This window comes from Saccharothrix luteola (genome assembly GCF_020859565.1).
Lineage (GTDB): Bacteria > Actinomycetota > Actinomycetes > Mycobacteriales > Pseudonocardiaceae > Actinosynnema > Actinosynnema luteola.
Genome location: NZ_JAJHUO010000031.1, coordinates 22,177 through 44,296, shown reverse-complemented (window position 1 = coordinate 44,296; position 22,120 = coordinate 22,177). Strand labels below are relative to the sequence as shown.

Annotated in this window: 21 protein-coding genes and 1 pseudogene; 11 read left to right on the top strand and 11 right to left on the bottom strand. The window is 69.1% G+C overall.

The genetic code is table 11. The features are described 5' to 3' along the window. The first annotated feature begins 95 nt into the window (after positions 1–95). Positions 96–320, top strand: a complete 225-nt coding sequence (locus LNK82_RS36280) for a hypothetical protein (protein WP_230571458.1) — start codon at positions 96–98, stop codon at positions 318–320. 33 nt (positions 321–353) lie between these two features. Here LNK82_RS36280 and LNK82_RS48445 read toward each other — a convergent pair whose 3' ends face one another. Then, positions 354–737, bottom strand: coding sequence for a transposase (locus LNK82_RS48445; RefSeq protein ID WP_372470740.1), 384 nt, complete (start codon positions 735–737; stop codon positions 354–356). Positions 738–1,388: 651 nt separating this feature from the next. Between LNK82_RS48445 and LNK82_RS36275 the strand changes: the two genes are divergently transcribed. Next, positions 1,389–1,811: a site-specific integrase gene (locus tag LNK82_RS36275; RefSeq protein ID WP_230571457.1), complete on the top strand. Its 423-nt coding sequence runs from the start codon at positions 1,389–1,391 to the stop codon at positions 1,809–1,811. Positions 1,812–2,095: 284 nt separating this feature from the next. Here LNK82_RS36275 and LNK82_RS36270 read toward each other — a convergent pair whose 3' ends face one another. Beyond that, positions 2,096–2,371: a hypothetical protein gene (locus LNK82_RS36270; RefSeq protein WP_230571456.1), complete on the bottom strand. Its 276-nt coding sequence runs from the start codon at positions 2,369–2,371 to the stop codon at positions 2,096–2,098. A gap of 34 nt (positions 2,372–2,405) precedes the next feature. Then, positions 2,406–2,801, bottom strand: a complete 396-nt coding sequence (locus tag LNK82_RS36265) for a DUF6247 family protein (protein WP_230571455.1) — start codon at positions 2,799–2,801, stop codon at positions 2,406–2,408. 275 nt (positions 2,802–3,076) lie between these two features. Here LNK82_RS36265 and LNK82_RS36260 point away from each other — a divergent pair. After that, positions 3,077–3,727: pseudogene (locus LNK82_RS36260) on the top strand (IS701 family transposase); the annotation flags it as partial. 193 nt (positions 3,728–3,920) lie between these two features. Here LNK82_RS36260 and LNK82_RS36255 read toward each other — a convergent pair. Next, positions 3,921–4,385, bottom strand: coding sequence for a S1 domain-containing protein (locus LNK82_RS36255; protein ID WP_230571454.1), 465 nt, complete (start codon positions 4,383–4,385; stop codon positions 3,921–3,923). Between the two features lie 11 nt (positions 4,386–4,396). Further along, entirely contained in the window at positions 4,397–4,819 is a 423-nt protein-coding gene (locus LNK82_RS36250; RefSeq protein WP_230571453.1) for a hypothetical protein, read from the bottom strand. Between the two features lie 147 nt (positions 4,820–4,966). On the opposite strand from LNK82_RS36250, the gene LNK82_RS48655 reads away from it, so the two are divergent. Further along, positions 4,967–6,379 carry an integrase core domain-containing protein gene (locus tag LNK82_RS48655; RefSeq protein WP_443706271.1) on the top strand — a complete coding sequence of 471 codons (1,413 nt, stop codon included), beginning with the start codon at positions 4,967–4,969 and terminating at the stop codon, positions 6,377–6,379. 200 nt (positions 6,380–6,579) lie between these two features. On the opposite strand, the gene LNK82_RS36235 is transcribed toward LNK82_RS48655, so the two are convergent. Both LNK82_RS36235 and LNK82_RS36230 read right to left on the bottom strand, forming a co-directional pair. Next, positions 6,580–7,320: a response regulator transcription factor gene (locus LNK82_RS36235; RefSeq protein ID WP_230571452.1), complete on the bottom strand. Its 741-nt coding sequence runs from the start codon at positions 7,318–7,320 to the stop codon at positions 6,580–6,582. After that, a complete protein-coding gene (locus LNK82_RS36230) occupies positions 7,317–8,522 on the bottom strand; it encodes a sensor histidine kinase (RefSeq protein ID WP_230571451.1) in 1,206 nt (401 codons plus the stop codon). Before LNK82_RS36230 ends, LNK82_RS36235 begins: the two co-directional genes overlap by 4 nt. Before the next feature lie 203 nt (positions 8,523–8,725). Here LNK82_RS36230 and LNK82_RS36225 point away from each other — a divergent pair, with 203 nt between their 5' ends. Next, complete coding sequence (locus LNK82_RS36225; RefSeq protein WP_230571450.1) at positions 8,726–9,523, top strand: ABC transporter ATP-binding protein; 798 nt, start codon at positions 8,726–8,728, stop codon at positions 9,521–9,523. Then, positions 9,523–11,775, top strand: coding sequence for an ABC transporter permease (locus LNK82_RS36220; RefSeq protein ID WP_230571449.1), 2,253 nt, complete (start codon positions 9,523–9,525; stop codon positions 11,773–11,775). The genes LNK82_RS36225 and LNK82_RS36220 overlap by 1 nt, the downstream gene beginning before the upstream one ends. 541 nt (positions 11,776–12,316) lie before the next feature. Here LNK82_RS36220 and LNK82_RS36215 read toward each other — a convergent pair. After that, entirely contained in the window at positions 12,317–13,051 is a 735-nt protein-coding gene (locus LNK82_RS36215) for an SDR family oxidoreductase (protein ID WP_230571448.1), read from the bottom strand. 114 nt (positions 13,052–13,165) lie between these two features. Between LNK82_RS36215 and LNK82_RS36210 the strand changes: the two genes are divergently transcribed. Together LNK82_RS36210 and LNK82_RS36205 are read left to right on the top strand one after the other, a co-directional pair. Further along, positions 13,166–13,840 carry a TetR/AcrR family transcriptional regulator gene (locus LNK82_RS36210; protein ID WP_230571447.1) on the top strand — a complete coding sequence of 225 codons (675 nt, stop codon included), beginning with the start codon at positions 13,166–13,168 and terminating at the stop codon, positions 13,838–13,840. Positions 13,841–14,761: 921 nt separating this feature from the next. Beyond that, entirely contained in the window at positions 14,762–16,177 is a 1,416-nt protein-coding gene (locus LNK82_RS36205) for an MFS transporter (RefSeq protein WP_230571446.1), read from the top strand. Between the two features lies 1 nt (position 16,178). Here the strand turns inward: LNK82_RS36205 and LNK82_RS36200 are convergent, their stop codons facing one another. Beyond that, a complete protein-coding gene (locus LNK82_RS36200; RefSeq protein ID WP_230571445.1) occupies positions 16,179–16,817 on the bottom strand; it encodes a TetR/AcrR family transcriptional regulator C-terminal domain-containing protein in 639 nt (212 codons plus the stop codon). Between the two features lie 66 nt (positions 16,818–16,883). Here LNK82_RS36200 and LNK82_RS36195 point away from each other — a divergent pair, with 66 nt between their 5' ends. From LNK82_RS36195 to LNK82_RS36185, 3 genes are read left to right on the top strand one after another with little or no spacing between them, the layout of a single operon-like run. Next, on the top strand, positions 16,884–17,843 hold the full coding sequence (locus LNK82_RS36195) for a quinone oxidoreductase family protein (RefSeq protein ID WP_230571444.1): 960 nt from the start codon (positions 16,884–16,886) through the stop codon (positions 17,841–17,843). 40 nt (positions 17,844–17,883) lie between these two features. Beyond that, the gene (locus LNK82_RS36190) at positions 17,884–19,095 is read left to right on the top strand and encodes an FAD-dependent monooxygenase (protein WP_230571443.1); all 1,212 of its coding nucleotides are present in this window, start codon (positions 17,884–17,886) and stop codon (positions 19,093–19,095) included. Next, on the top strand, positions 19,065–20,297 hold the full coding sequence (locus LNK82_RS36185) for an FAD-dependent monooxygenase (RefSeq protein WP_230571442.1): 1,233 nt from the start codon (positions 19,065–19,067) through the stop codon (positions 20,295–20,297). The genes LNK82_RS36190 and LNK82_RS36185 overlap by 31 nt, the downstream gene beginning before the upstream one ends. Before the next feature lie 471 nt (positions 20,298–20,768). On the opposite strand, the gene LNK82_RS36180 is transcribed toward LNK82_RS36185, so the two are convergent. Together LNK82_RS36180 and LNK82_RS36175 are read right to left on the bottom strand one after the other, a co-directional pair. After that, positions 20,769–21,617, bottom strand: coding sequence for an NAD(P)H-binding protein (locus LNK82_RS36180; protein WP_230571441.1), 849 nt, complete (start codon positions 21,615–21,617; stop codon positions 20,769–20,771). Then, a complete protein-coding gene (locus LNK82_RS36175) occupies positions 21,614–22,057 on the bottom strand; it encodes a nuclear transport factor 2 family protein (RefSeq protein ID WP_230571440.1) in 444 nt (147 codons plus the stop codon). The genes LNK82_RS36180 and LNK82_RS36175 overlap by 4 nt, the downstream gene beginning before the upstream one ends. Between the last annotated feature and the right edge of the window lie 63 nt (positions 22,058–22,120).

The following is a 22,120-nucleotide window of genomic DNA, read 5'->3' as shown; positions in this document are numbered from 1 at the left end:
TTGAGCACCAACTCGACCAAACCACGGCCTTGTTGCTCGAGGAGGTGGTGCGCTTCACATCCGGGGCTTGCAGCCACTGATCTCAGGTGGTGTTCGTGGATGAGCAATCGGTCGGTGGCTTCTCGTCGGACGGTGCCGACGAACCGTTCGGCGTGCGCGTTGGCTCGCGGACATCGTGGTGGCATCTTTACGACCTGGATGCCGGTGGCGGAGAAGGCGGCGTCGAACGAGGTGGTGAACTGGCCCGTGGGACTCTGTTGCCCAATTCGGTCATGCGGCGAAGGCCAGCCTTGAGAGGTGGCTGGTGCTTCGCCGGGTGAGTGATGCGCCGCTCCACCATGCGGCCAGGCGGATCAGGTTGAGGGCGGTGGCCGTGAAGACGTGGGCGAGGCGCGTCTTGGCAGCCCGACGTAGCGACAGCGACGGATCCCGGTGACGGCGACCGCCTGGTGGATGGTGCCCTCGACACCGGCCCGTATCGCATAGCGCTGTTTCCACTCGTCGGTCGCCTGCTCTGTTCGGGCGTGCTCGACCGCCTCGTGAACGTCCCGTGTGCGTAGCATCAACTGGCGTCCGGGCCGTGTTGATCGTGTGCATTGTGGACGGACCGGGCACGGCTGGCAGGAGGTGACGGGGAAGCGGGCCACGATCGAGTCCCGGCCGCGTTCGGAGCATTCCGACCAGATCGTGTTACGCACCCCTTGCGGACAGGTGACCTGGCGTCGGTCCCAGTCGATGGTGAACGCTGCGCGGCCGTAACCTGTGCCGCTCGAAAAGTCATCGTCGCTGGTAGGGCGAGGGCTTCACCGTCTTGACAGTATGACCGGGTGATCGTGTCCCTGCTGTACAAGATCACCCGGAAGCTGCTGTCCGTGCCGTCGATGCTGCTACGCAGCGAGATGGTGAAGGACGCCGAACTGCTCGTGCTGCGGCACGAGAACGCGGTCCTGCGTCGACAGCTCGCGGGTCCGGTCGGCTACGAGCCCGCCGATCGGTTCTGGTTCGCCGCTCTCGCCGGGCTGGTGGATCGTCGGCGGTGGCGGGAGGTCTTCCCGTCACGCCAGGCACCCTGCTCTCCTGGCACCGCAGACTCGTGGCCCGTCAGTGGGACTACTCCGCGCGTCGACGCATCGGACGCCCACCGACACGAACCGCCACCAAGTCGCTCGTGCTGCGCCTCGCCAAGGAGAACCCCCGCTGGGGCCACCGCCGGATCCAGGGCGAACTGGCCCGCCTCGGCCATGGCATCGCCCACTCGACCGTCTGGCAGATCCTGCACGACGCCGACATCGACCCGGCACCACGCCGGTCCGGTCCGACCTGGCGGGAATTCCTCACCGCCCAAGCCCAGGGCATCATCGCGGCCGACTTCCTCAACCTCGACACCCGTGCTCGGCAAACGCCTCTACGCACTGGCGTTCCTCGAACACAGCACCAGACGCCTGCACATCACCGGAGTCACCACCCACCCCACCCAGGCATGGACGACCCAGCAGGCCAGGAACCTCGCCACCGACCTCGGCACCCGCATGGAGTCCCTGCGCTTCCTGCTCCGCGACCGCGACGGCAAGTACAGCCAGACGTTCGACACCGTCTTCCAGGCCGACAACCTCCGCATCATCAAAAGCGCACCACAGGCACCGCGGATAAACGCCCACTCACTGCTCGCCGAGTTGGGCGTTCACCCTCGGGTGATCATGCGCATCCTGCGTCACGCGAACATGAAGGTCACGATGGAGATCTACACCGAGGTGTCCGACGAAGCAACGCGAAAGGCACTACAGCAGTTGAGCGAAAGCCTCGACACCTGATCCACTGCTGTACTTCGCTGCTTGCACAACGTCAGAGGCCCGGAACCATGAACGGTTCCGGGCCTCTGACCTGCGTGGGCGATACTGGGATCGAACCAGTGACCTCTTCGGTGTGAATGAAGCCGACATAACGCCCCTACCAGCACGAATAGAATTAGTGCAGGAAAACGCGGCTATTGGGTGCCGTTGAATGCGGTTCGACGCTGTTGGACGCGTCCGGCGGCTCCCATTTTTCTCCCACCGCCCGCTCCTCAATGCCTCAAGACCCCGAACCACCAATCGGATCAGGAACCATGGTCGCGGTCGAAGGACACCCAGGTCACCAGCAGGACGTCCACCCGGTCCTGGGCGGTCAAGAGGAGGTAGGTGATCAATCCGAGCCCCTGGCCGAACGTGAGGTGGAACAGTCCGCCATCCGGATTGTCCGGGTTGAGCGGACTGCCCCGCTCGGGCACCAGGGTTAGGACTTCGAGCGCCTCACCGAGCGCGACGAGCGCCTCGGGTGGAAGCGCGCGGATCTGCTCCTGCGCACCAGGATCGATGTCGAGGGTGTAAGCCATGATCGTCGTCCACCGCCGCCTGGACTACTGGCGACTACAGACCCAACTCCGCCCGCAGCTCGTCCCACGACACACTGCCCGGCCGGGAGGCACCCGCACGACGGACCTCGACGGTGGTGTCCACCAGCCGACGGGCCGCCTCCGGGTTTTCGCGGGTCAGCATCGCGACCCGCCGCCACACCTGCAGGGTCGACCTCAGCTGGTCCAGACGAAGAGTCCGACGGGCCGCGCTCAACGCGGCATCGAAAGCCCCATCGAACTCGCCGGCATGCTCAGGCAGCAACGCTGCACGGATCAGCTCCGGCGAGCCGAACAGTGCGGCCGCCCTGCCATCACCCACCCACTCGGGCGTCGACTCCAGACCATCCACGTCCGCCGCCCGACCAACAGGCCGGTCAGGCTCGGACGAACGGGCAACCGGAGAACTCACACACCGGATAGTAGCCCCACCGCCGCCACCGAACGTCGGGACACCACCGCAACCCACGTGCCGTACACCGAGCTCCTCGCAGGCGAACACGCCGGCCGCAGTGCCGATGCGCCAGACCGCTGTGCACAGCAAGTCGTCCTCTAGGCCGCACACTCGACTGGGGCGCGGCGTCGATCGCCGCCAGACGCGACTGCGGGATACCGACTCCGCGTCGGGAGGTCGAACTGCATGACAAGCATCTGACCTGCATGGATGGAATTTTCGGCAAGCACACGGCCGACGTGCCCGACGAGGTCGGGTTCGCGACCAAGCCGCGCCTGGCGATGGCGATGATCGAACGGGCGTTGGCCGCCGGGGTGCCGTTCGGGTGGGTGACCGCGGACGAGGCCTACGGGCAGGCCAAGTACCTGCGGTTCTGGCTTGAGCAGCACGACATCGCCCACGTGGTGGCGACCAGGGTCAACGACACACTGGTCACCACCGACTTCCGCCAGGTCCGCGCCGACGACCTCGTCGCCGGACTGCCGGCACGGTCCTGGCGCCGGTTGTCGGTGGGCGCCGGTGCACACGGCCCGCGCGAGTACGACTGGGCGAGGGTGCCGCTGCGCATCCTGGGGGAACCGGGCCGCGGACACTGGCTGCTCGCCCGCCGCTCGATCACCGACCCGACCGACATCGCCTACTACGTCTGCTACGGACCACACCGGTCGACCTTGTTGGACCTGGCCTGGATCGCCGGCACCCGCTGGCGCATCGAGGAATGCTTCCAACAGGCCAAGAACGAGGCCGGACTCGACCACTACCAGGTCCGTTCATGGCGGGCCTGGTACGCCCACATCACCCTGTCCATGCTCGCCCACGCCTGGCTCGCCGTTACGCGATCCCTTGTGGCGAAAGGGGAATCGGTGTCCCCCGCGCGGACATGATCGGCTTCACGTTACCCGAGATCCGACGCCTGCTGATCAACCTGGTCTTACGACCGGCGACCAGCGCCGAGCACGTCTAATCCTGGTCGTGTTGGCGCCGACGACGCCAACACCAAGCCCGCCTCAGCCACTACAAACGACGCGGGTACCCACTCATATAAGTGCCGTTGCAGCACTAAGGCATAAGGTAGTGCTAAAACTCTTCCGACGGCAACAACTCTTTCTTCAATTCGCCCGGGGCGGCGTTCAACAGTGAAACAGCTAGTGTGTGATTCGCAGATCCCACGTGCGTTTTCAACGCCCAGGTCAACAATGGGCGAGCGTGATGTGACCCAAAGAAGCGATTCGCCATTTCCCCGCTCCCTTGCGATTCCCGCAACGCTTTCCACTCCTCGAGCGCCAGGCCAGGGTCATCAAGTTCGCGAATCAGGCGAACATATGACGGTGCCGACGCAACACGAATTCTTCCATCTCGCGTGTAACCCAGCACCACACACGGAAGTCGGATGCCGATCGACGGCCAGTCGATCGCCGAGTCATGCCCATCAGAAATGTCGACACTATCGACAAGGCCGGTCTCACCACCCTCAGAGCGCACCAGCAGACCGTAGCGCTGATGCCCAGTTACGACGCATTGCACGATCTCATATCGTGCCATTCTACCGACTGTCACGACCGCCCCTTTGGCACCCACCGAGAACGCGGGGGGTTGTTGAACTCCCCGAACAGTTCCCGAGGAATAACATACTCCACCATGGTCTCATCGATACCTTCCCACGTCTCAATCTCACGGTCCTCGATCCATGAGTTCGGCACGCTGACTCGCATTCCTTGACCATGTGTCTCACCATGCGTGATGAGGAAGTCCTCGACTCGCTCGAGGTTCCCGAAGTGAGCAGCTCCATCGAGTTCGTCGTTCCGGGGGAAGTTGGCAGGGTCCAATCCGTGGTCCGCCTCATCACTACCTCGCCCGACCGGGGAGACACGGTACATGTCGGTGGTGTCGCAGTTGTGAACCAGGAAGTCTGTCGAGCCGACCGCCACGAAGTAGGTGTGGACACCCTCGACCGTGAGATCGTATACCGGTGCCAATCGAACGTAACGACGGACATCAGTCGTTACAGACCTCGATCCGTCAGCCGAAGCGAGGCGGTCACCTGTGGGGTGCCAGAACTCTGCACTGAGGCATCAACCTGCGGCAATCGCGCACCGTGGGCGGTAGGGGCATGATCGCGAGGCGTGACGCTACGTCTGCTGTACCTGGTTCTCGTCCGGGTCGTCGGCTGGTTGGTTCTGCTCGGCCGGTCATCGGCGGCCAAGGACGTAGAGCTGCTGGTGCTACGGCACGAAGTCGCCGTACTGCGCCGTACCAACCCCCGCCCGCGGCTGGAGTGGGCTGATCGCGCGGTGCTCGCCGCGTTGGTGCGCCGACTCCCCCGACTGCTGCGCGAGCACCGATTGGTGACGCCGGGCACCCTTCTTCGATGGCACCGGCGCCTGGTCGTAAAGAAGTGGACCTACCCCCACCGCACGGGCCGCCCGCCTGTCGACGACATCATCGCGGCGTTGATCGAGCGTATGGCCCGCGAGAACGCCGGCTGGGGCTACCGCCGGATCCAGGGCAAGCTGCTCAACCTCGGCCGCCGGGTATCCGCGTCAACGGTTCGCCGCGTGCTCAAGCGCCTGCGGGTACCACCCGCGCCCCACCGCGACACCGACACCTCCTGGCGACAGTTTCTCCGCGCGCAGGCCGCGAGCCTGCTGGCCTGCGACTTCTTCCACGTCGACTGCGCCGTGACGCTCAAGCGGGTCTACGTGTTCTTCGTGATGGAGGTCGCCACCCGCTACGTGCACATCCTCGGCATCACCACGAATCCAAACGGCCCCTGGACCACCCAACAAGCCCGCAACCTACTCATGGACCTCGGCAACCGGGCAGACGACTTCCGGTTCCTCATCCGAGACCGGGCCGGTCAATTCACCGCCTCGTTCGACGCGGCCTTCTCCGGCGCCGGCATCAAGGTCGTGAAGATCCCACCACCGGTCTCCACGAGCCAACGCCCACGCCGAACGGTTCGTCGGGACCGTCAGACGCGAAGTCACCGACCGACTGCTCGTCATCAACGAACACCACCTCCGGACCGTGCTGGACCACTACACGACCCACTACAACCACCGCAGACCACACCGAGCACTGCAACTCGCGCCACCGCGACCAGATCGGCCGACGGCAAAGCCGGGCTACACCTCGATACACCGCCGACCAGTCCTCGGCGGCCTGATCAACGAGTACGAACCTACAGCAGCCTAACCGCAGGTCAGAGCACATGGCCCACTTTTGGCACCCCACAGGTCGTCCTCACCGGTGTCCGCATCCCGCGCATGAACGCGATCATGGAACGCTGGATCCACAGCTGCCACCACGAACTCCTCGACCGCACCCTCATCTGGGACCAACAGCACCTACTCCACGCCCTACGCGAGTACGAGAAGTACTACAACACCCACCGACCCCACCAAGGCATCGGCAACGCCCGACCACTACGCGCCCTGCCACCAGCCGTCACCGATCAAGCAGCGATCACCCGACTCGACATCCGCCGACGGCAACGACTGGGTGGCATCCTCAACGAGTACCACCACGCCGCCTGACCTGCACGGACGACATTTTCGGCTAGCACAACCCCACAGGGAGCGGCTGATCCAGTCACGACTCGGGGCCGCGTTCACCACCGCGAGCACCCTGCTCGGCGCCACGCGACTCGGCTGCCCCGGTCAACTCGTCGAAGTGGACCTCACAGCAGCGCTTCCGGCATGACCGAGCAGCCGAAGTCCTCGCCCCGCGACGGCCGTCACAAGTGGTCGGTGCCGCCGTCGGGAACAGCGCGGGCCAGACCGGTCTGGTAGGCGAGGACGACGAGTTGCGCACGATCGCGTGCCTCCAGCTTGGTCATGGCGCGCTGCACGTGGGCGCGGACGGTGAAAGGGCTGAGATACAGCCGATCGGCGATCTCCAGGTTGGACAGACCGGTCGCGACGAGAGCGACCATCTCGCGTTCGCGCGGGGTGAGGGCGGCGAGTCGTTCGGGATGGCGTGGTGTGGTGTCGGCCGGTGTGGCGAGGAAACGGGCCACCAGGGAGCGGGTCGCCGCCGGGGACAGGAGGGTGTCGCCCGCGGCGATCGTGCGCACGGCGTCGAGCAGGCCGTGCGCCTCGATTCCCTTGCCGATGAAGCCGCTGGCCCCCGCGCGCAGAGCCCGTGCGACGTACTCGTCGGTCTCGTACGTGGTGAGGATCAGTACGCGGGTGGCACGGAGATCCGGATCAGCGCAGATCTCCGCGGTGGCGGCGAGACCGTCCATGGTGGGCATCCGGATGTCCATGATCACCACGTCCGGGCGCAACTCGCGGGTCCGTGCCACCGCCTCCCGGCCGTCGCCCGCCTCCCCGACCACGGCGATGTCGTCCGCACTGTCGAGGAGAGTGCGGAAGGCACCGCGCAGCAGCGCCTGATCGTCGGCGAGGAGAACCCGGAGCGTGTCCCCGGCCGCTTCGTCGGTGCCCTGTCCGTCGGGTGGCGCGTCGTCGGTCATCGGCCCTCGCTGTCGGTCGCTGCGTCGGTTCGTCGTGCCGCGTTCCCGGCAGCGGGCAGGGGCAGGTCGGCGGAGACGAGGAAGCCCCCTTCGGGGCGCACGCCCGCGGTGAGGGTGCCACCGACCGCGGCGGCTCGTTCGCGCATGCCGATCAGACCGTAGCCGGGTGGCCGCTCCGGCCGCGTGCGGGCACCCTCGCCGTCGTCCGCGACCGTGACGGTCACGTGGTCACGGGCCCAGACGAGCCGCACCCGGGCGCTATCGGTGGCGGCGTGGTTGGTCACGTTGGTCAGAGCCTCCTGGATGATGCGGTAGGCGGTGAGGTCCACCGCAGGCGGCAGTGGCCTGGCTGTGCCGTCGTCGTGCATCGACACCTCCAGGCCCGCGCGGCGGAAGGCCGCCAGCAGCGCGGGGACCTGCGACAGCCCGGGCGCCGGGTCGGTGGGTGCGGACGTGTCGTCGGGCTGGCGCAGCAGACCGACGGCGGCCCGCAGCTCGTCGAGGGCATGACGGGTGGTCCGGACCAGTTCGTCCAGGTTCGTGCGGGTCTGCTCGGGGCGGGTGTCGAAGAGGTGGGCGGCGACGGTGGCCTGCGCGTTGGCGAGGGTGATCTGGTGGGCCACCAGGTCGTGCAGCTCGCGGGCGATGCGGACCCGTTCCTCGGCCACCTTCCGGCGTGCTTCGCGGTCCCTGCTTTCCTCGGCCCGGCGTGCCCGCTCCTCCACGACCGCCAGGTAGGCGCGCCGGTGCCGCGTCGAGCGACCCAGCACTGCGGCCACGAGCAGCGACGCGGCCACGGTCACCAGCCTGCTCATGTCCTGCCACGAGAAGTCGGCTTCGAAGAAGGGGACGAAGCCGACCAGCAGCACGGCCGACGGGAGCAGGACCGCGACCGCCACCCGCCGTTCGCTCCGTACGGCGAGCGAGTAGGCGCTGACGACGGCTGGGGCCACGATGAGCGGGGTCAGCAGCAGGCCTGTCGGTGCGACGAGCATGCCGCACGCGGTCGTGGCCATCGTGGTGGCCACGGGCGCGCGGTACCGCGCCAGGAGCAGCCCTGACGACACCGCGGCGATGGGATAGGCCGCCACCAGCGGCGGTGCCACCGTGTCGTCGACGTGCAGCCAGCCGCCGAGCAGGCAGACCACGAACGCCACCGCGACGACCGCGCCCTCCCGCCACCGCTTCCCCGGAGGCGACACACGGTCAGCGTACGGGATAGACACTCCGCACGCGGGCCGAGCAGGCACGTGTAGTGCGTCCGCACCAGAAGCGGGCCGGGCTGGTCCGCGCGCACCAGGCGAGGACGATCCCGGCAAACGATGTGCGAGACCGCGGTTGACGACAGGGTTGGTGACGGAATCGTCCGGCAGCGGGCCGGACGGCGAAGCGGTGGGAAGAAACGTTGCACAACACCGGGAACAGGACCGACGCGGTTCGGCTGACGGCCGTCCGCAAGGTCTACGGACGGCGCGACAACCAGGTGGTGGCGCTCGACGACGTGACGACACGGTTCGGCCGGGGCACGTTCACGGCGATCATGGGGCCGTCGGGTTCCGGCAAGAGCACCCTGCTGCAGTGCGCGGCCGGGCTCGACCAGCCGACGTCGGGTTCGGTGCTGCTCGAGGAACACGAGCTCAGCGAGATGAACGAGACCGAGTTGACGAAGCTGCGGCGGGACCGGATCGGCTTCGTCTTCCAGGCGTTCAACCTGTTGCCGGTCCTGACCGTGCGGCAGAACGTGACGTTGCCGTTGCGGCTCGCCGGCCGCAAACCGGACCGGAGCCGGGTTTCGAACGTCCTCGACCAGGTCGGTCTGGGCCAGCGGGGCAACCACCGGCCGGCCGAGCTGTCCGGCGGGCAGCAGCAGCGGGTCGCCATCGCCCGCGCGTTGATCAGCGACCCCGCCGTCATCTTCGCCGACGAGCCGACCGGCGCGCTGGACACGAGGACCGCGCGGGACGTCCTCACGCTGCTGCGGCACTCGTCGCAGGCCGCCGGTCAGACGATCGTCATGGTGACCCACGATCCGGTCGCGGCGTCGTACGCCGACCGCGTCCTGTTCCTCGCCGACGGGCGGCTGGCCGGTGAGCTGCGCTCGCCGACCCCGCGAACCGTGGCCGACCGGATGACCCACCTGGGTGCCTTCGCCGACGAGGGCCCTCTCCCCCGGTTGGCGACGAACCGGGGAGGGCAGCGCTGATGCTGCGGTTCGCACTGCGCACACTGCGGTTCCGCGCGGGCATGTTCGTGGCGGCCTTCCTCGCCATGTTCTTCGCCGCGGCCATCATGATGGCCTGCGGCGGCCTCATCGAGACCGGCATCCGCACCGCCGTCCCTCCGCAGCAACTGGCCTCGGCCGACGTCGTCGTCGCCGGTGACCAGGAGTACCACGGCTCCGGCGGCGACCCCGACGAACCGCCGATCCTGCCCGAGCGGGTCCGTGTCGACGCGGGGCTGGCGGACACGATCGCGGCGCTGCCTGGCGTGCTGGAGGCCGAGAGCTTCGTCTTCGAAGGTGACGCACCTGCCGGCACGGTCGACGCGATCGGTGTGGTGGCCGAGTCCGGAGTGGACATCGGCGAGCTCCGGGCGCGCATCGACGCCGAGCTGGACAGCGGAACCGTCACGCTGGTCGGTGACGAACGCGGGCAGGCCGAACTGCGCGAGGCCAAGGCGAGCGGCGTCACGGTGATGGCCCTGGCCGGGGTCTTCACCGCCTTCGCGATCCTGGTGTCCGTCTTCGGGGTGGCGGCCATGCTCGGGCTCTCGATCGCCCAGCGCCGGCAGGACCTGGCGTTGCTGCGGGCCGTCGGCGCGACGCCTCGTCAACTGCGCAAGCTGATCTCCCGTGAGACGCTGCTGCTGTCCGTGGTCGCCACCGCGCTGGCCTACTTCCCGGGCCGGTTCCTGGGCGAGTTCGTGTTCGACCGGCTGGCCGAGCGCCGGATCGCCGCGGACGGTGTGGTCTTCCACCAGGGCTGGATCCCGGCCGTGGCCGCCATGGCGGTGGCGATCCTCGCGGCTTTGGCCGGTGCGCTGGGCGCCGGCAGAAGGGCGTCGAGCATCAAGCCGGCCCAGGCGCTCACGGAGGTCTCCGTCGAAAGCAAGCTGATCGGCGGCGGACGCCTGCTCCTGGCGGTGCTCTTCCTCGCCGCCGGGATCGCCCTGACCATCGTGACCATCGCCGTGATCAGTGGACCGCTAACGCCGGCCACCGGCGCACCTGCCGCGATCCTCCTCGCCATCGGGTTCGCCTTGCTGGCACCCGTACTGACGAAGGTCACGACCTTCGCCGTGCAGTGGCCCGTGCGCGCACTGGGTGGTGTGACCGGCCAGCTCGCCGTGCTCAACGCACGTGGCCACAGTGGCCGGCTGGCGGCGGTGATGGGGCCGGTCATCCTGCTGACCGCGGTGTCGACCGGCATGCTGTACCTGCAGACGACGAACGACGAGGCAGATCGGCGGAGCTTCGCCGACACCCTGGTCGCCGACGCCGTGGTGACCGCTCAGGACCGCGTCGACGCAGACCTGGTGGCACGGATCGACGACCTGCCGGGCGTCGCAGGCGCCTCGGCGTACGTCAGCAGTGTCGGCTTCATCGAGCACCCGGAGGACAGCTCACCCGCCAACGAGGGCTGGACCCTCCAGGGCGTCACCGCCGAGGGCGCCGACGCCATCACACCGGTCGAGGTCACCGCGGGCGACATCGCCGACCTGCACGACGACACGGTCGCTGTCGAACACCAGCACGCCGACCGGCTGGGCGTCGACATCGGCGACACGATCACGCTGCGGATGGGCGACAACACCGCGCTCCACGTGCGGGTGGCCGCACTGTTCGCCGCGCAGGACGACTACGACACGCTGTTGCTCCCGGCCGACACCCTGGCGGCGCACACCACCGATGGACACGCGAAGCGCATCCTCGTCAAAGCCGACGAGCACACCGACCCGGAGCGGTTGATCGCCGACCTGACCGAGGTGACCTCCGCCGCGGGCGGACTGACCGTGGCCGGCCGCGACGTCCTGCTCGAGGAGTACGACGACCAGAAGACGACCGCCAACTTCGCGATCTACATCATGGTGCTCATGATCGCGGGCTACGCGGCGATCACGGTGATCAACACGCTGGCGTCGAGCACGACGGCGAGGCGGCGGGAGTTCGGGCTGCAGCGGCTCGCGGGCTCGACCCGTGGTCAGGTGCTGCGGATGGTCGGTCTGGAGGGCGCGATCCTGGCCGTGAGCGGCATCGCGCTCGGCACCGTCGCCGTGCTCGGGATCCTGGTGCCGGTGAGCCTCAAGCGCCTCGACTCGGTACTGCCGGCCGGGTCTCCGTGGGTCTACGTGTCGACGGCCGCACTGACCGTGCTGCTGACGCTCGGAGCCATACTCCTGCCCGCATGGCGCGCGACGCGCGACCGGCCCGCCGAGGCGGCGCTCACCATCGAATAGCCCGCCCCCGAGGGCGAAACCGACGGCGGCCATCGGGCTGGTCGAGCCTCTGGACGATCAGAAAACCAGATCTCGGGTTCAAGGGGACCGTGACGAATTCCTCCGTCCTCGACGACAGTCGGATCGGGATGGTCGATCTGCCCCGCAAAGCCCGACCCGGTGATCGTCGGCGGCTGGTCAGCGGCCAGGATCGTCGACGAGGACCACCTGGTCCCGCGCCTGCGGCCTACGATGCTCGGGCTACCGATCGGCGGTGGGTCACGCGGGCGCCGGTGTCCGAGCACGGTGTCGTCAAGGGACTGGACTGCGGGGAAGCTGGCTGTGGCCATGGGCTGGGCCACAGCACGATGAGCCGCCTCCTGTCGTACCGACGGGGCGTGAGGAACACACGGCTACGAGTTCACGAGTGAGCCCTTGCGGGACGAGGCAGGAAAGCTGCGCCGCGCACTACATACGCAGCGCCTCACCGGCGACCGGGATGCGAACCCGGTCGAGCGCTGATCACGCCGTCAGCGACACGAGCCCGATCCGTCGTCCGTGGTCAGATCTGGCCGATTCCGCCGTCGACGGGGAGGTCGATCCCGCTGACGAAGCTCGAGTCCGCGGAAGCGAGGAAGAGCGCCGCGGTGGCGATCTCGTGCTCGGCGCCGAGGCGGCCCACGGGTACCCGCGCGGCGATCTGTTCCTTGAACCCCGGCGGGAGGTCCGCGAACGCCGGGGTGTCGATCGCGGCAGGACTGAGGACGTTGATCCGGATCCCGCGCTCCTTCAGGTCGGTGGTCCAGGTCCGGGCGAACGACCGCAGCGCCGCTTTGCTCGCGGCGTAGACCGTCGTTCCCGGATCACCCTTCTCCGCAGCGCCCGACCCGATGAGCACGATCGAGGCGCCATCGGACAGCAACGGCAAGAGCTTCTGCACGGTGAAGAACGTCCCCCGCACGTTCACCCCGAACACGGCGTCGAACGACTCCTCGGTCACGTCCCCGATCGCCTCGTTCCACGTCCAGACCCCTGCGCTCGCGACGAGAACGTCGACCCGGCCCAGTTCGGCCGCCACCACATCGGCCAGGCGGACCACGTCGGCGATCTCACCGACGTCACCGACCACACCGGTCACATCGTGGCCGATCGCGGCCACCGCGGCGTCCAACCGGTCCTGACTGCGGCCGGTGATGACCACGTGTGCACCCTCCGCGACGAACAACTTCGCCGTCGCCAGTGCCAGTCCGGAGGTCGCCCCGGTGATCACCGCGACCTTCCCACCGAGCTTCGCCATGTCACTCCCCTGCCTCAAAATGATGGTGCCCTCATTTTCACGCTCGCTGAGCCTAGTGAAAGATGAGGGAACTCTCAAAGTTGAGACATGTCACATCTTGTTAGGGTGCCCCGTATGCCCTCCGGAAAGAACCCACTGCCCACTCGCCGGGACGCCCACCGCAACCGCGAGCGGCTTCTCGAGTGCGCCCGGCGCGCGTTCGCCGAACGAGGCGCCGAGGCCGCCCTCGACGGCATCGCACGGGAGGCGGGTCTGGTGACCGGGACCCTCTACCGGCACTTCCCCACACGTCTGGACCTGCTGTGGGCCGTTCTCGAACCGAAGCTGCGCCGCCTGCTCGACGAGGTACGGGCCTTGCCCGGCCTGGAGCACCCGTGGGAGTCGTTTCGCAGCCTGCTGGAAGTCCTGTGTTCGGCCCAGGCCGGGGATCGGGCGTTCGGCGACTTCCTGGCGAAGCGGTTTCCCGGCGACGACCGCACCGAGGCCGTGCACAGCGAGATCTGCGCACTCGCACAACGTGTTCTGGAGCGAGCACAGGAAGCCGGCGCCGTGCGCTCGGACGTCACCGGCGCCGACCTCTTCCTGTTGTTCTGGGCAAGCGGCCGAGTCGCCGAGGCCACGCGGCACGTTGCCCCGTCGATGTGGCGGCGGCACGTGTACCTGGCGATGGATGGGTTCCGGGCCTCGAACCGGCTCGACCTGCGGGAGCCCGCGTGGGACGCGGACCAGCTCTACCGGGCGATGGCCGTGCCCGGAAAGCAGGCGGCCAGGACTTCCACGGCGAGGTAGCCCGGTTGTTCCGATGGCGGAGGCGACGGTCATGACCGGCGCTGTGATCACCACCTTTGCGGCGACGCACAACGCGCCGGAGTTGGTCGTCGCCCAGTGAGCAGCAGCTGCGGAAGTGGCGGATGCCGTGGGTGCGGTGCAGGTCGCGGGCAGCCGGTCGGGTCGGGATCGCGGCACCCGGACCGAGCCGTCATGCGGACGGATCGACAACAGCCGCGGAAACCGGGTGGTGACCTCTTCGATCCGGTCCAGCTTGGCGTCGAAGTCCGGATTGCGGGTCAGGTGGTCGGCGAGTGTGCGCACGCTCCACCGGTTAGGTCATCCCCTCTCTCCGTATCGGCCCCGTCGGCGGCCGGCTGCCTGCGAGTCCGTTCAGAACGATGCCGGGATGCCGTTCGAGCCGTCTACCGCCGTCGTCGCCCAGGCGTTCGGCGTCCTCGCCCCGAGCGCCCTTCGCCGTGCTTGACACCTTAACAAAGTTCAGGCACGGTCGACGCCAGGCGAGTTGAACTTAGTTAAGGAGTTGCTGGTGCGTGCAGTAGTCAGCAACCCGGACGCCACACCCGTCTGCGCGGACTTCCCCGATCCACAGCAGCAGCCGGGGAAGGAACCCCTGCGGCTGGTGGGTGCGGGTCTGCACCACGTCGTCCGCGCTGGTCACCGGCGGCCACTACGGCACTGGCGGTGCGTATCCGCTGGTTCCGGGAGCGTCCGGGAGCGGGCGCGGTTGCCCGGACCGAGGACGGGCGCCTGGCCCACACGGGTCCGGGACCGCGGCGTCGCCGCCGACCGCATTGCTGCGGAGCGGGCGGGGGTAGTGGCGCCGCAGACCTAGCGCTCCCCGGAACCGGAGGACGAAACCCTCGAGGCGGTCGGGCGCTCCCGGCTGTGGCTACCTGGAGAGAACTCATGGCGCAAGGCATGTCGGTAGCGCGCCCGTCGGGTGGCGCGGAAGACAGGTGGAGCGGTCGACTGGTCGGCTGGTTGGTGATCCTCGTCGGGGCGAACCTGTTGGCCGACGTGGTCATCGTCGCCCCGCTGCTGGCGTTGCCGGACATGATGCGGCACTTCCAGACCGACCAGGCCGCGTGGCTCAACTCGAGCGCGATGCTGGCGGGCGCGATGTGGGCGCCGTTGCTCGGGCGCACCGCCGACATCCACGGCAAGCGCCGGATCCTCGTCGTCACCATGCTCGTCACGCTTGCGGGATCGCTGGTCTGCCTGGTTGCGCCGAACGTCGTCGTCTTCGTGCTCGGGCGGTTCCTGCAGGGGGCGGCCATGGGAGCGGTCCTGCTCACGGTGGCGATCACCCGGCAGGTTTGCACCCCACGGGTCGGGATGGCCGCCGTCGGCGTCGTGACCACAGGCGCGTCGGCACTGGGGATTCCCGCGATGTTCCTGCTGAACCCGGCGATCGACACGTTCGGCTACCGGAGCGTCTTCGTCGTCGCCACCGCTCTCGCGATGGTCTGCGCGGTCACCGTGCGGCTGTTCGTCCCGGAGCCGCCGATCCGCTCCGGCGGGTCGGTCGACCTCGCCGGGGCGCTGCTGCTCGGTTCCGGTCTGGTCGCGGTGCTCGGTGGCGTCAGCATGGGCCCGGACGTGGGCTGGGCGAACCCAGGTCTGCTGGCCGCGCTGGTCGGCGGCGTCATCGCGCTGGCCTCCGGGGTGCGGCACGTGCTGCGGGTCCCCGAGCCGATCGTCGACCTGCGTGGGCACAGCGGGTCGCTGGCGTTGACGCTGGGAGCGGTGGCGCTCACGGCCGGCGCGGTGCAGAGCATGCTGCAGCTGAAGAGCCTCGTCGCGGAAGTGCCGCTCGAGCTCGGCCTCGGCTACGGCCTCGGCAGCGGCGACGTGGTGCTCGCGTTGTTCGTGCTGTCCGCGGTCGGGATCATGATCGGCGGTCCGGTGTCAGGTGTCCTCGCGTCCCGGATCGGTCCGGCGCGCACGCTGCTCGCCGGTATCGCGGTGGGCCTGTTGGCCACGTTCGGGATGCTCGTGGGCGTCTCGGTGCTCCCGGTTGGGCTGGTCTGCGCCACCCTGCTCGGTGTGGCCGCCGGCGCGGGCATCGCCTCCAGCTTCAACCTCGCGACCGTCATGACGCCGCCCGAAAACCACGGTGCGATCGGCAGCCTGGTGGCGGTCGTGCTCTGCGTCGGGTCGGTCGTGCTCAACGTCGTCGGCGTGATGGTGCTCAACGCGACAGCCACCGACACGCTCATCGCGGAGGTCGCCGCGAACTCCCTGATCGGGGTGCAGCTCTACATCCTGATGGGTGGCGCGGCGCTCGTCGCGGCCGCGGCGCTCGCGACGGTGCTGGTGCGCAGGCGTCGGTGAGTCATGCGTCCGGCCGGGCGGCGATCCCGTCGAGGACCATGCCGAGGTGCCGTTCGAACCGCTGGTCGCCCTCGTCCTGGAGGTGCCCGGCCTCCTTGACGAGTGACGCGCCTTCGCCGAGCCAGGCCTCGCGCGCGGTGACCGAGTACCGCGTCGGATCGGTCTCGGCGGCCTGGCGCCGTTCCTGCTCCTCGATGACGAAGCCGACGACGAACGCGGTGACCAGGTCGATGGCGTCGTCGGCGTCGGCGGGCTTCCAGCCGGCTGCGGTCCAGCGTTCGAACAACGGCTCCTTCATGCGGACCACGTTCGGGTCGGTGATCCGGGTGCCGCTGAAGATGCGGGCGCCGTCGCGGTGGAGCAGGTACTCCGCGCGCAGCACGCGGGCGTAGGCGGCGAGATCGTCGCGCCACCCGTCTCCCGGCGGGATCGCGGCGAAGGCGCCGGCCACGCGGCGCATGACCTCGGTGGCCATCTCGTCGAGCAGTTCCTGCTTGTTGCGCACGTGCCAGTAGAGGGCGGGTGCGCGGACGTCGAGCCGGGTGGCGAGCGCGCGGACGGTGAGGGCGTCCATGCCCTGGTCGTCGAGGAGTTCGAGCGCCGCCGTGACGATCCGCTCCCGGGTGATGCCCTTGGTCACGGTTGACACCTTAACGACGTTCAGGGACGCTGGCTACAGCGCTGAACTTAGTTAAGGAGAACTCTGATGCGTGCCGCAGTCATCACTGCCCTCGCCGGGTCACCCGCCTGTGCCGACTTCCCCGAGCCGACGGTCCCGCCCGGTCACGAGCCAATGCACCTCGTCGGAGCCGGCCTGCACAACATCGTCCGCGGACTGGCCACCGGCCAGCACTACGGCCGCGGCCAAATGACGTATCCGCTGGTGCCGGGGATCGACGCGGTCGCCCGCACCGGTGACGGGCGCCTGGTCTACACCGGCTACGCGCGTCCACCATTCGGGACGATGGCCGAGCGGCTGACCGCGCCGTTCCAGGCGGAGGTGCCGGCGGGGGCGGATCCGCTCGCGATCGCCGCGGGCATGAACCCCGGCCTGTCGGGCTGGATGGTCCTCACCGCGCGGCGCGCGGAAGTGGGGGCGCTGGGCACGGTGCTGGTGCTGGGCGCGACGGGGATGTCGGGCAGCCTGGCGGTGCAGGGCGCGCTGGCGCTCGGGGCGGAACGGGTCGTCGCCGCCGGGCGTGACCCGGAGGCGCTGGAGCGGCTGCGTGGTGCCGGGGCGACGACGGTGTCGTTGGCCCAGAACGGGTCCGACGGCCTGGAGAAGGCTCTGGCCGATGCTGTTGCCGAGGCGCAGCCCGGTCTCGTGCTGGACTACCTGTGGGGGCCTGTCGCCGAGGCTGCATTCGCCGTGCTGGGGCGGAGCGGCGAGGACACCGAAGCGGGCACGGCCTACGCGCAGATCGGCTCGCTCGCGGGCCTGGAGGCGTCGTTGCCCGCGGACCTGCTGCGCAGCCGGCGGATCCGGATCACCGGGAGCGGCATCGGATCGGTCTCCCCGGAGGAGATGCTTGCCGAGGCGCCCGAGGTCATGGCCCGCTTCGCCGACGGGTCGCTGCAGGTGCCCTACACCGCGTTCCCGCTGAGCCGGGTCGCTGAGGCGTGGGCGCATACCGGGCGCAGCCGGGCCGTCGTCGTGCCGGATTGAGTCATCCACCAATCGATCGTTGTCGCAGAGGGGAAGAGCCATGCAGAAGAGGGCATTGGTGGTGGGGCTCGGGATCGCGGGGATGTCCGCTGCCATCGGGCTGCGCCGGGCGGGGTGGACGCCGGTGATCTTCGAACGAGCAGCCGAGCGTCGGACGGGGGGCTACTTCATCTTCATGTTCCCGGAGGGTGTGCAGGCCGTGGCCGACCTGGGGATCGCCGACCACCTGCACACCCGCAACCCGGAATGGCGACCGGGCGGGAACTCGTGGTCAGTGGATCGCCGGGGCAGGCGGAAGCCGGCTCTGGGCTTGCTGGACGCGCCCAGCGGCGTGGCCGCGGTGCTGCGCGGCGACATCGAGGCCGCGTTGTGGCACGGCATCACCGGCGACGGGACCGAGGACGCGGTCGAGGTGCGGTTCGGGACCACTCCGGTCGAGATCACCGAAGGCGACGGCGGGGTGCGGGTCCTGCTCGAGGACGTCGGCACCGGGAAGCAGTACCGCGAGGACTTCGATCTCGTGGTCGGTGCGGACGGGATGCGCTCGAGCGTGCGCCGGATGGTGTTCGGTCGGGACGAGGACTACCTGGCGAACTGGAAGGCGATGATCTGCGCGTTCCAGATGAAGGAGCAGGTGCCTTCCTACGAGGCGAGCGACAGCGTCATCGTCTCGCGCCCCAAGCGTGCGATGTGGGTGTTCGGACTCGCCGACCACGCGCCCTGCGCGTGGCTGACCTACCGCACCGAGGACATCCCGGACCGGTTCGCCGGGCCGTCGATCGAGCAGGTGCGCGCGGCCTTCTCCGGGATGGACAACGACCCCGTGGTGCGCCACGTCCTGCACTCCCTGGAGCAGGCCCCTGACCACGTGTTCGACTCGATCCACCAGGTGAAGATGCCCCGGTGGAGCAAGGGTCGGGTAGTGCTGGTGGGGGACGCGGCCTGGTGCATGAACACCTACTCGGCAATGGGTTCCTCGTCCTCGCTGCGCGGCGGCGTCGCACTGGGCGTGGCCCTGCGGGAGCACCCTGGCGACCTCGCCGCCGCTCTGGACGCCTGGGAGACCGGCCTGCGGCCCTACATCACCAGGCAGCAGCGCTCTGCACGGATCAAGCAACAGAGGTTCGTCCCGTCCAGCCGCTTGGCCGAGGCGCTGGGTTCGGTCGTTCTCGATCTGATCCACAGGGTCGTCCACCGCCGGATGGCGGCGGAGTACACCGCATGGTCGGCCCTGTCCGGCACGGCGCGGTGACCGCCATGCGGAAGAGGGCGTTGGTGGTGGGGCTCGGGATCGCGGGGATGTCCGCGGCGATCGGGCTGCGCCGGGCCGGGTGGACGCCGGTGATCGTCGAACGGGCGCCCGAGCGGCGTACCGGAGGCTACTTCGTCGGGCTGTTCCCGGAAGGTCGGCGGGCCGCTATCGACCTGGGCATCGCCGGCGACTTGCACACCCGCAACCCGGAACGGAAGGCGGGCGCGAATACGTGGTCGCTGGATCGCCGCGGCAGGCGCAGACCGGCTCTGGGATTCCTGGACCAGCCCGGCGAACCCGCAGCGGTACTGCGCGGGGACATCGAGACCGCGCTGTGGCAGAGCACCACAGGCGTCGAGGTGCGGTTCGGGACCACTCCGGTCGCGATCACCGAGGGTCCTGCCGACGTGCAGGTCCTGCTCGAGCACGCCGGCACCGGTCCGCAGTACCGCGAGAGCTTCGACCTGGTCGTCGGCGCGGACGGGATGCGCTCGGGCGTGCGCCGGATCGTGTTCGGTCCGCACGAGGACTACCTGACCACGTGGAACGCGATGATCTGCGCCTTCCAACTGAAGGAGCAGGCGCCCTCCTACGAGGCGGGTGACAGCATCATCATCGCGCGTGCGAAGCGGGCGGTGTGGGTCTTCGGGCTCGCCGACCACGCGCCCACCGCACTGCTGACCTACCGGACGACGGACATCCAGGACCAGTTCAGCGGGTCGCGGGTCGATCGGCTGCGCTCGGTCTTCTCGCGCATGGACGATCCCGTGGTGCGGCACGTCCTGGACTCCCTGGAAGAGGCCCCGGACCACCTGTTCGACTCGGTGCACCAGGTGCGGATGCCGCGGTGGAGCAAGGGCCGGGTCGTGCTGGTGGGGGACGCCGCGTGGTGCATGAACCTCTACTCGGGCATGGGTGCCACGTCCTCGCTGCGCGGCGGGGCCGCGCTGGGCGTGGCCCTGCGGGAGCACCCCGACGACCTCACCGCCGCTCTGGACGCCTGGGAGGCCGGCCTGCGGCCGTTCATCACCAGGCACCAGCGCACCACGCGGCTCAAGCAGCAGATGTTCGTCCCGTCCAGCCGTCGGGCCGAGGCGCTACGCTCGGTCCTCCTCGGTCTGGCCCGCCGAATCCGCGGCCGCCGGCAGGCGACTGAGGCGGGCGGTCCGCAAGGCCGGGCGCTGTCCGGCACGTCGCGGTGAGGACGACGTCCGCGTCGAGGAGGAGAAGGGCTCCGCCACGACAAGGCGTGACGCCACGGCCTGGGGCGCTGCGGGCATCGTCGTGGCCGCCGGGCTCCCGCGCCTGCTCGGCCCGGGTTCGGCCTGCCGGGGATGCTCGGACTGTCCTCGTCTCGTCACTCCCGGGCGATGCCGTGGCTTCACCACTCCGAGAGTCGAAACCGGCGCCGCCCGCGAGGACGAACACGCCATCATCGGCTAGGGCACCGTCGGACGTCTCCTGGTCCGGTCGCCGGACGTCGACGGCGCTGACGTGGTCGTCGCCTACCGGGACGACCACCGCCGCGCGCAGGTGGAGACCGACCGTCTCACCTGGACCGCGTCGGACCTGCTGCGGCAGGACCTCGACATCCTCGTGCCCGCTGCCACCGGTGGGTTGCCCAGCCCCGAGACCGTCACCGGCTGCACGATCCGGACCGCCCAGCCACGTGGTCACTTCCCGGGCCATTCGCCCGCGTGCTCCGACACGAACCGCGCGAAGGTGCGGGGCGGCCGGCCGGTCAGGTCGAGTACCGTCGTGCTGACGCGGTCTTCCCGCCCGCGCCGGATCCTGTCCTCGACCGTCGCGAGGGCAGCGGCGAACTCGGCGGGCAGTCCGGCAGCCCGGTACGCCGCGGCCTGCTCGTCCGGCTCGATCCGCCGTACCCGGATCCGGCGGCCTGTGTGGGCGGTGATGGCTTCCGCGGTGTCGCCGTAGCTCAGACCCTCGGGCCCGGTGAGCAGGAAATCGTCGCCCGCAGCGCGAACTTCGGGATCCTCCAGCAAAGCCGCCGCGGAAGCCGCGACGTCCCGGACGTCGATCCATCCCACCTTGCCGTCGCCGGCCGCGGTGCGGATCTCGCCGAGCCGGTGGATGCGTTCTCCCAGCGGGTGCGGGCGCAGGAAGTTCTGCATGAACCCCGATGCGCGCAGCACCACCCAGCCCGGCTCGGCCCGCACCTGTGCCGCCAGTTCCAGCGCGCTGGGCGCGTACGGCAGGACGATGGCGGAACCGAGCAGCACGACCCGGCGCACGCCGGACCGCCTGGCCTGGCGCAGGAAAGGCCCGGCCAAGGGCAAGGGGTCGACGCTTTCCACCGGGGGAACCAGGAAGACACGATCCATGCCGCGCAGCGCGGCTTCGTGCGTACTCGGGTCCTCCCAAGCGAATCGGATCGCGTCGGGATCGCCGGCGGAGGGGCGCCGGCTCGCGATCCGCACCGGTACCCCCGCCCCGCGAAGCTGTTCGACAAGTGCCGCACCGGTCTTCCCGGTGCCTCCGGTCACGAGCACCCCGGTCACGAGGCATCGTCCCGGTCGAGCGAAGCGATCAGCTCGGGCAACCGCCCGGCCGCGCGAGCCGTCGCCAGCGGGCTCCAATAGTCGCGGTACACCGTGATCTGGTCATCGCGCACCGTCAGCACGACGACGTAATCCAGCCGGTAACGCTCGCCGGTGCGAACCGCGCGGCCCTCGGCCGTCCACTCGATCACCGCGGTATCCGCGTCCTCGGTCGGACGCACGGTGAGCGCGGCGACTTCCCGCACATCCAGCAGTTCCGGATATCCGGCCAGGTAACCGCGGACTTCTTCGCGCCCCGTCAGGCGCCGCGGCGCATCGCCGGCGGCGAAGGGGAACTCCGCGGTGCCATCCACCGCCCAAAGATCCGCGACAGCGTCCATCTCCTTCTTCAGCATCAGGTCGAGCAGACGCCGGAAAACTTCCTCCGGTGCACTGGGCACGTCATCCTCCTCGGGAAACTCCGCTTGCCGGACCAGCGTGCCCAGCCGGCAAGCACCCGAGGA

Coding starts and splice junctions, on each gene's coding strand:
- LNK82_RS36270 (WP_230571456.1), bottom strand. CDS start 2,371: ATGGCTTACACCCTCGACATCGATCCTGGTGCGCAGGAGCAGATCCGC.
- LNK82_RS36255 (WP_230571454.1), bottom strand. CDS start 4,385: ATGGCACGATATGAGATCGTGCAATGCGTCGTAACTGGGCATCAGCGC.
- LNK82_RS36235 (WP_230571452.1), bottom strand. CDS start 7,320: ATGACCGACGACGCGCCACCCGACGGACAGGGCACCGACGAAGCGGCC.
- LNK82_RS36220 (WP_230571449.1), top strand. CDS start 9,523: ATGCTGCGGTTCGCACTGCGCACACTGCGGTTCCGCGCGGGCATGTTC.
- LNK82_RS36215 (WP_230571448.1), bottom strand. CDS start 13,051: ATGGCGAAGCTCGGTGGGAAGGTCGCGGTGATCACCGGGGCGACCTCC.
- LNK82_RS36210 (WP_230571447.1), top strand. CDS start 13,166: ATGCCCTCCGGAAAGAACCCACTGCCCACTCGCCGGGACGCCCACCGC.
- LNK82_RS36205 (WP_230571446.1), top strand. CDS start 14,762: ATGTCGGTAGCGCGCCCGTCGGGTGGCGCGGAAGACAGGTGGAGCGGT.
- LNK82_RS36195 (WP_230571444.1), top strand. CDS start 16,884: ATGCGTGCCGCAGTCATCACTGCCCTCGCCGGGTCACCCGCCTGTGCC.
- LNK82_RS36190 (WP_230571443.1), top strand. CDS start 17,884: ATGCAGAAGAGGGCATTGGTGGTGGGGCTCGGGATCGCGGGGATGTCC.
- LNK82_RS36185 (WP_230571442.1), top strand. CDS start 19,065: ATGGTCGGCCCTGTCCGGCACGGCGCGGTGACCGCCATGCGGAAGAGG.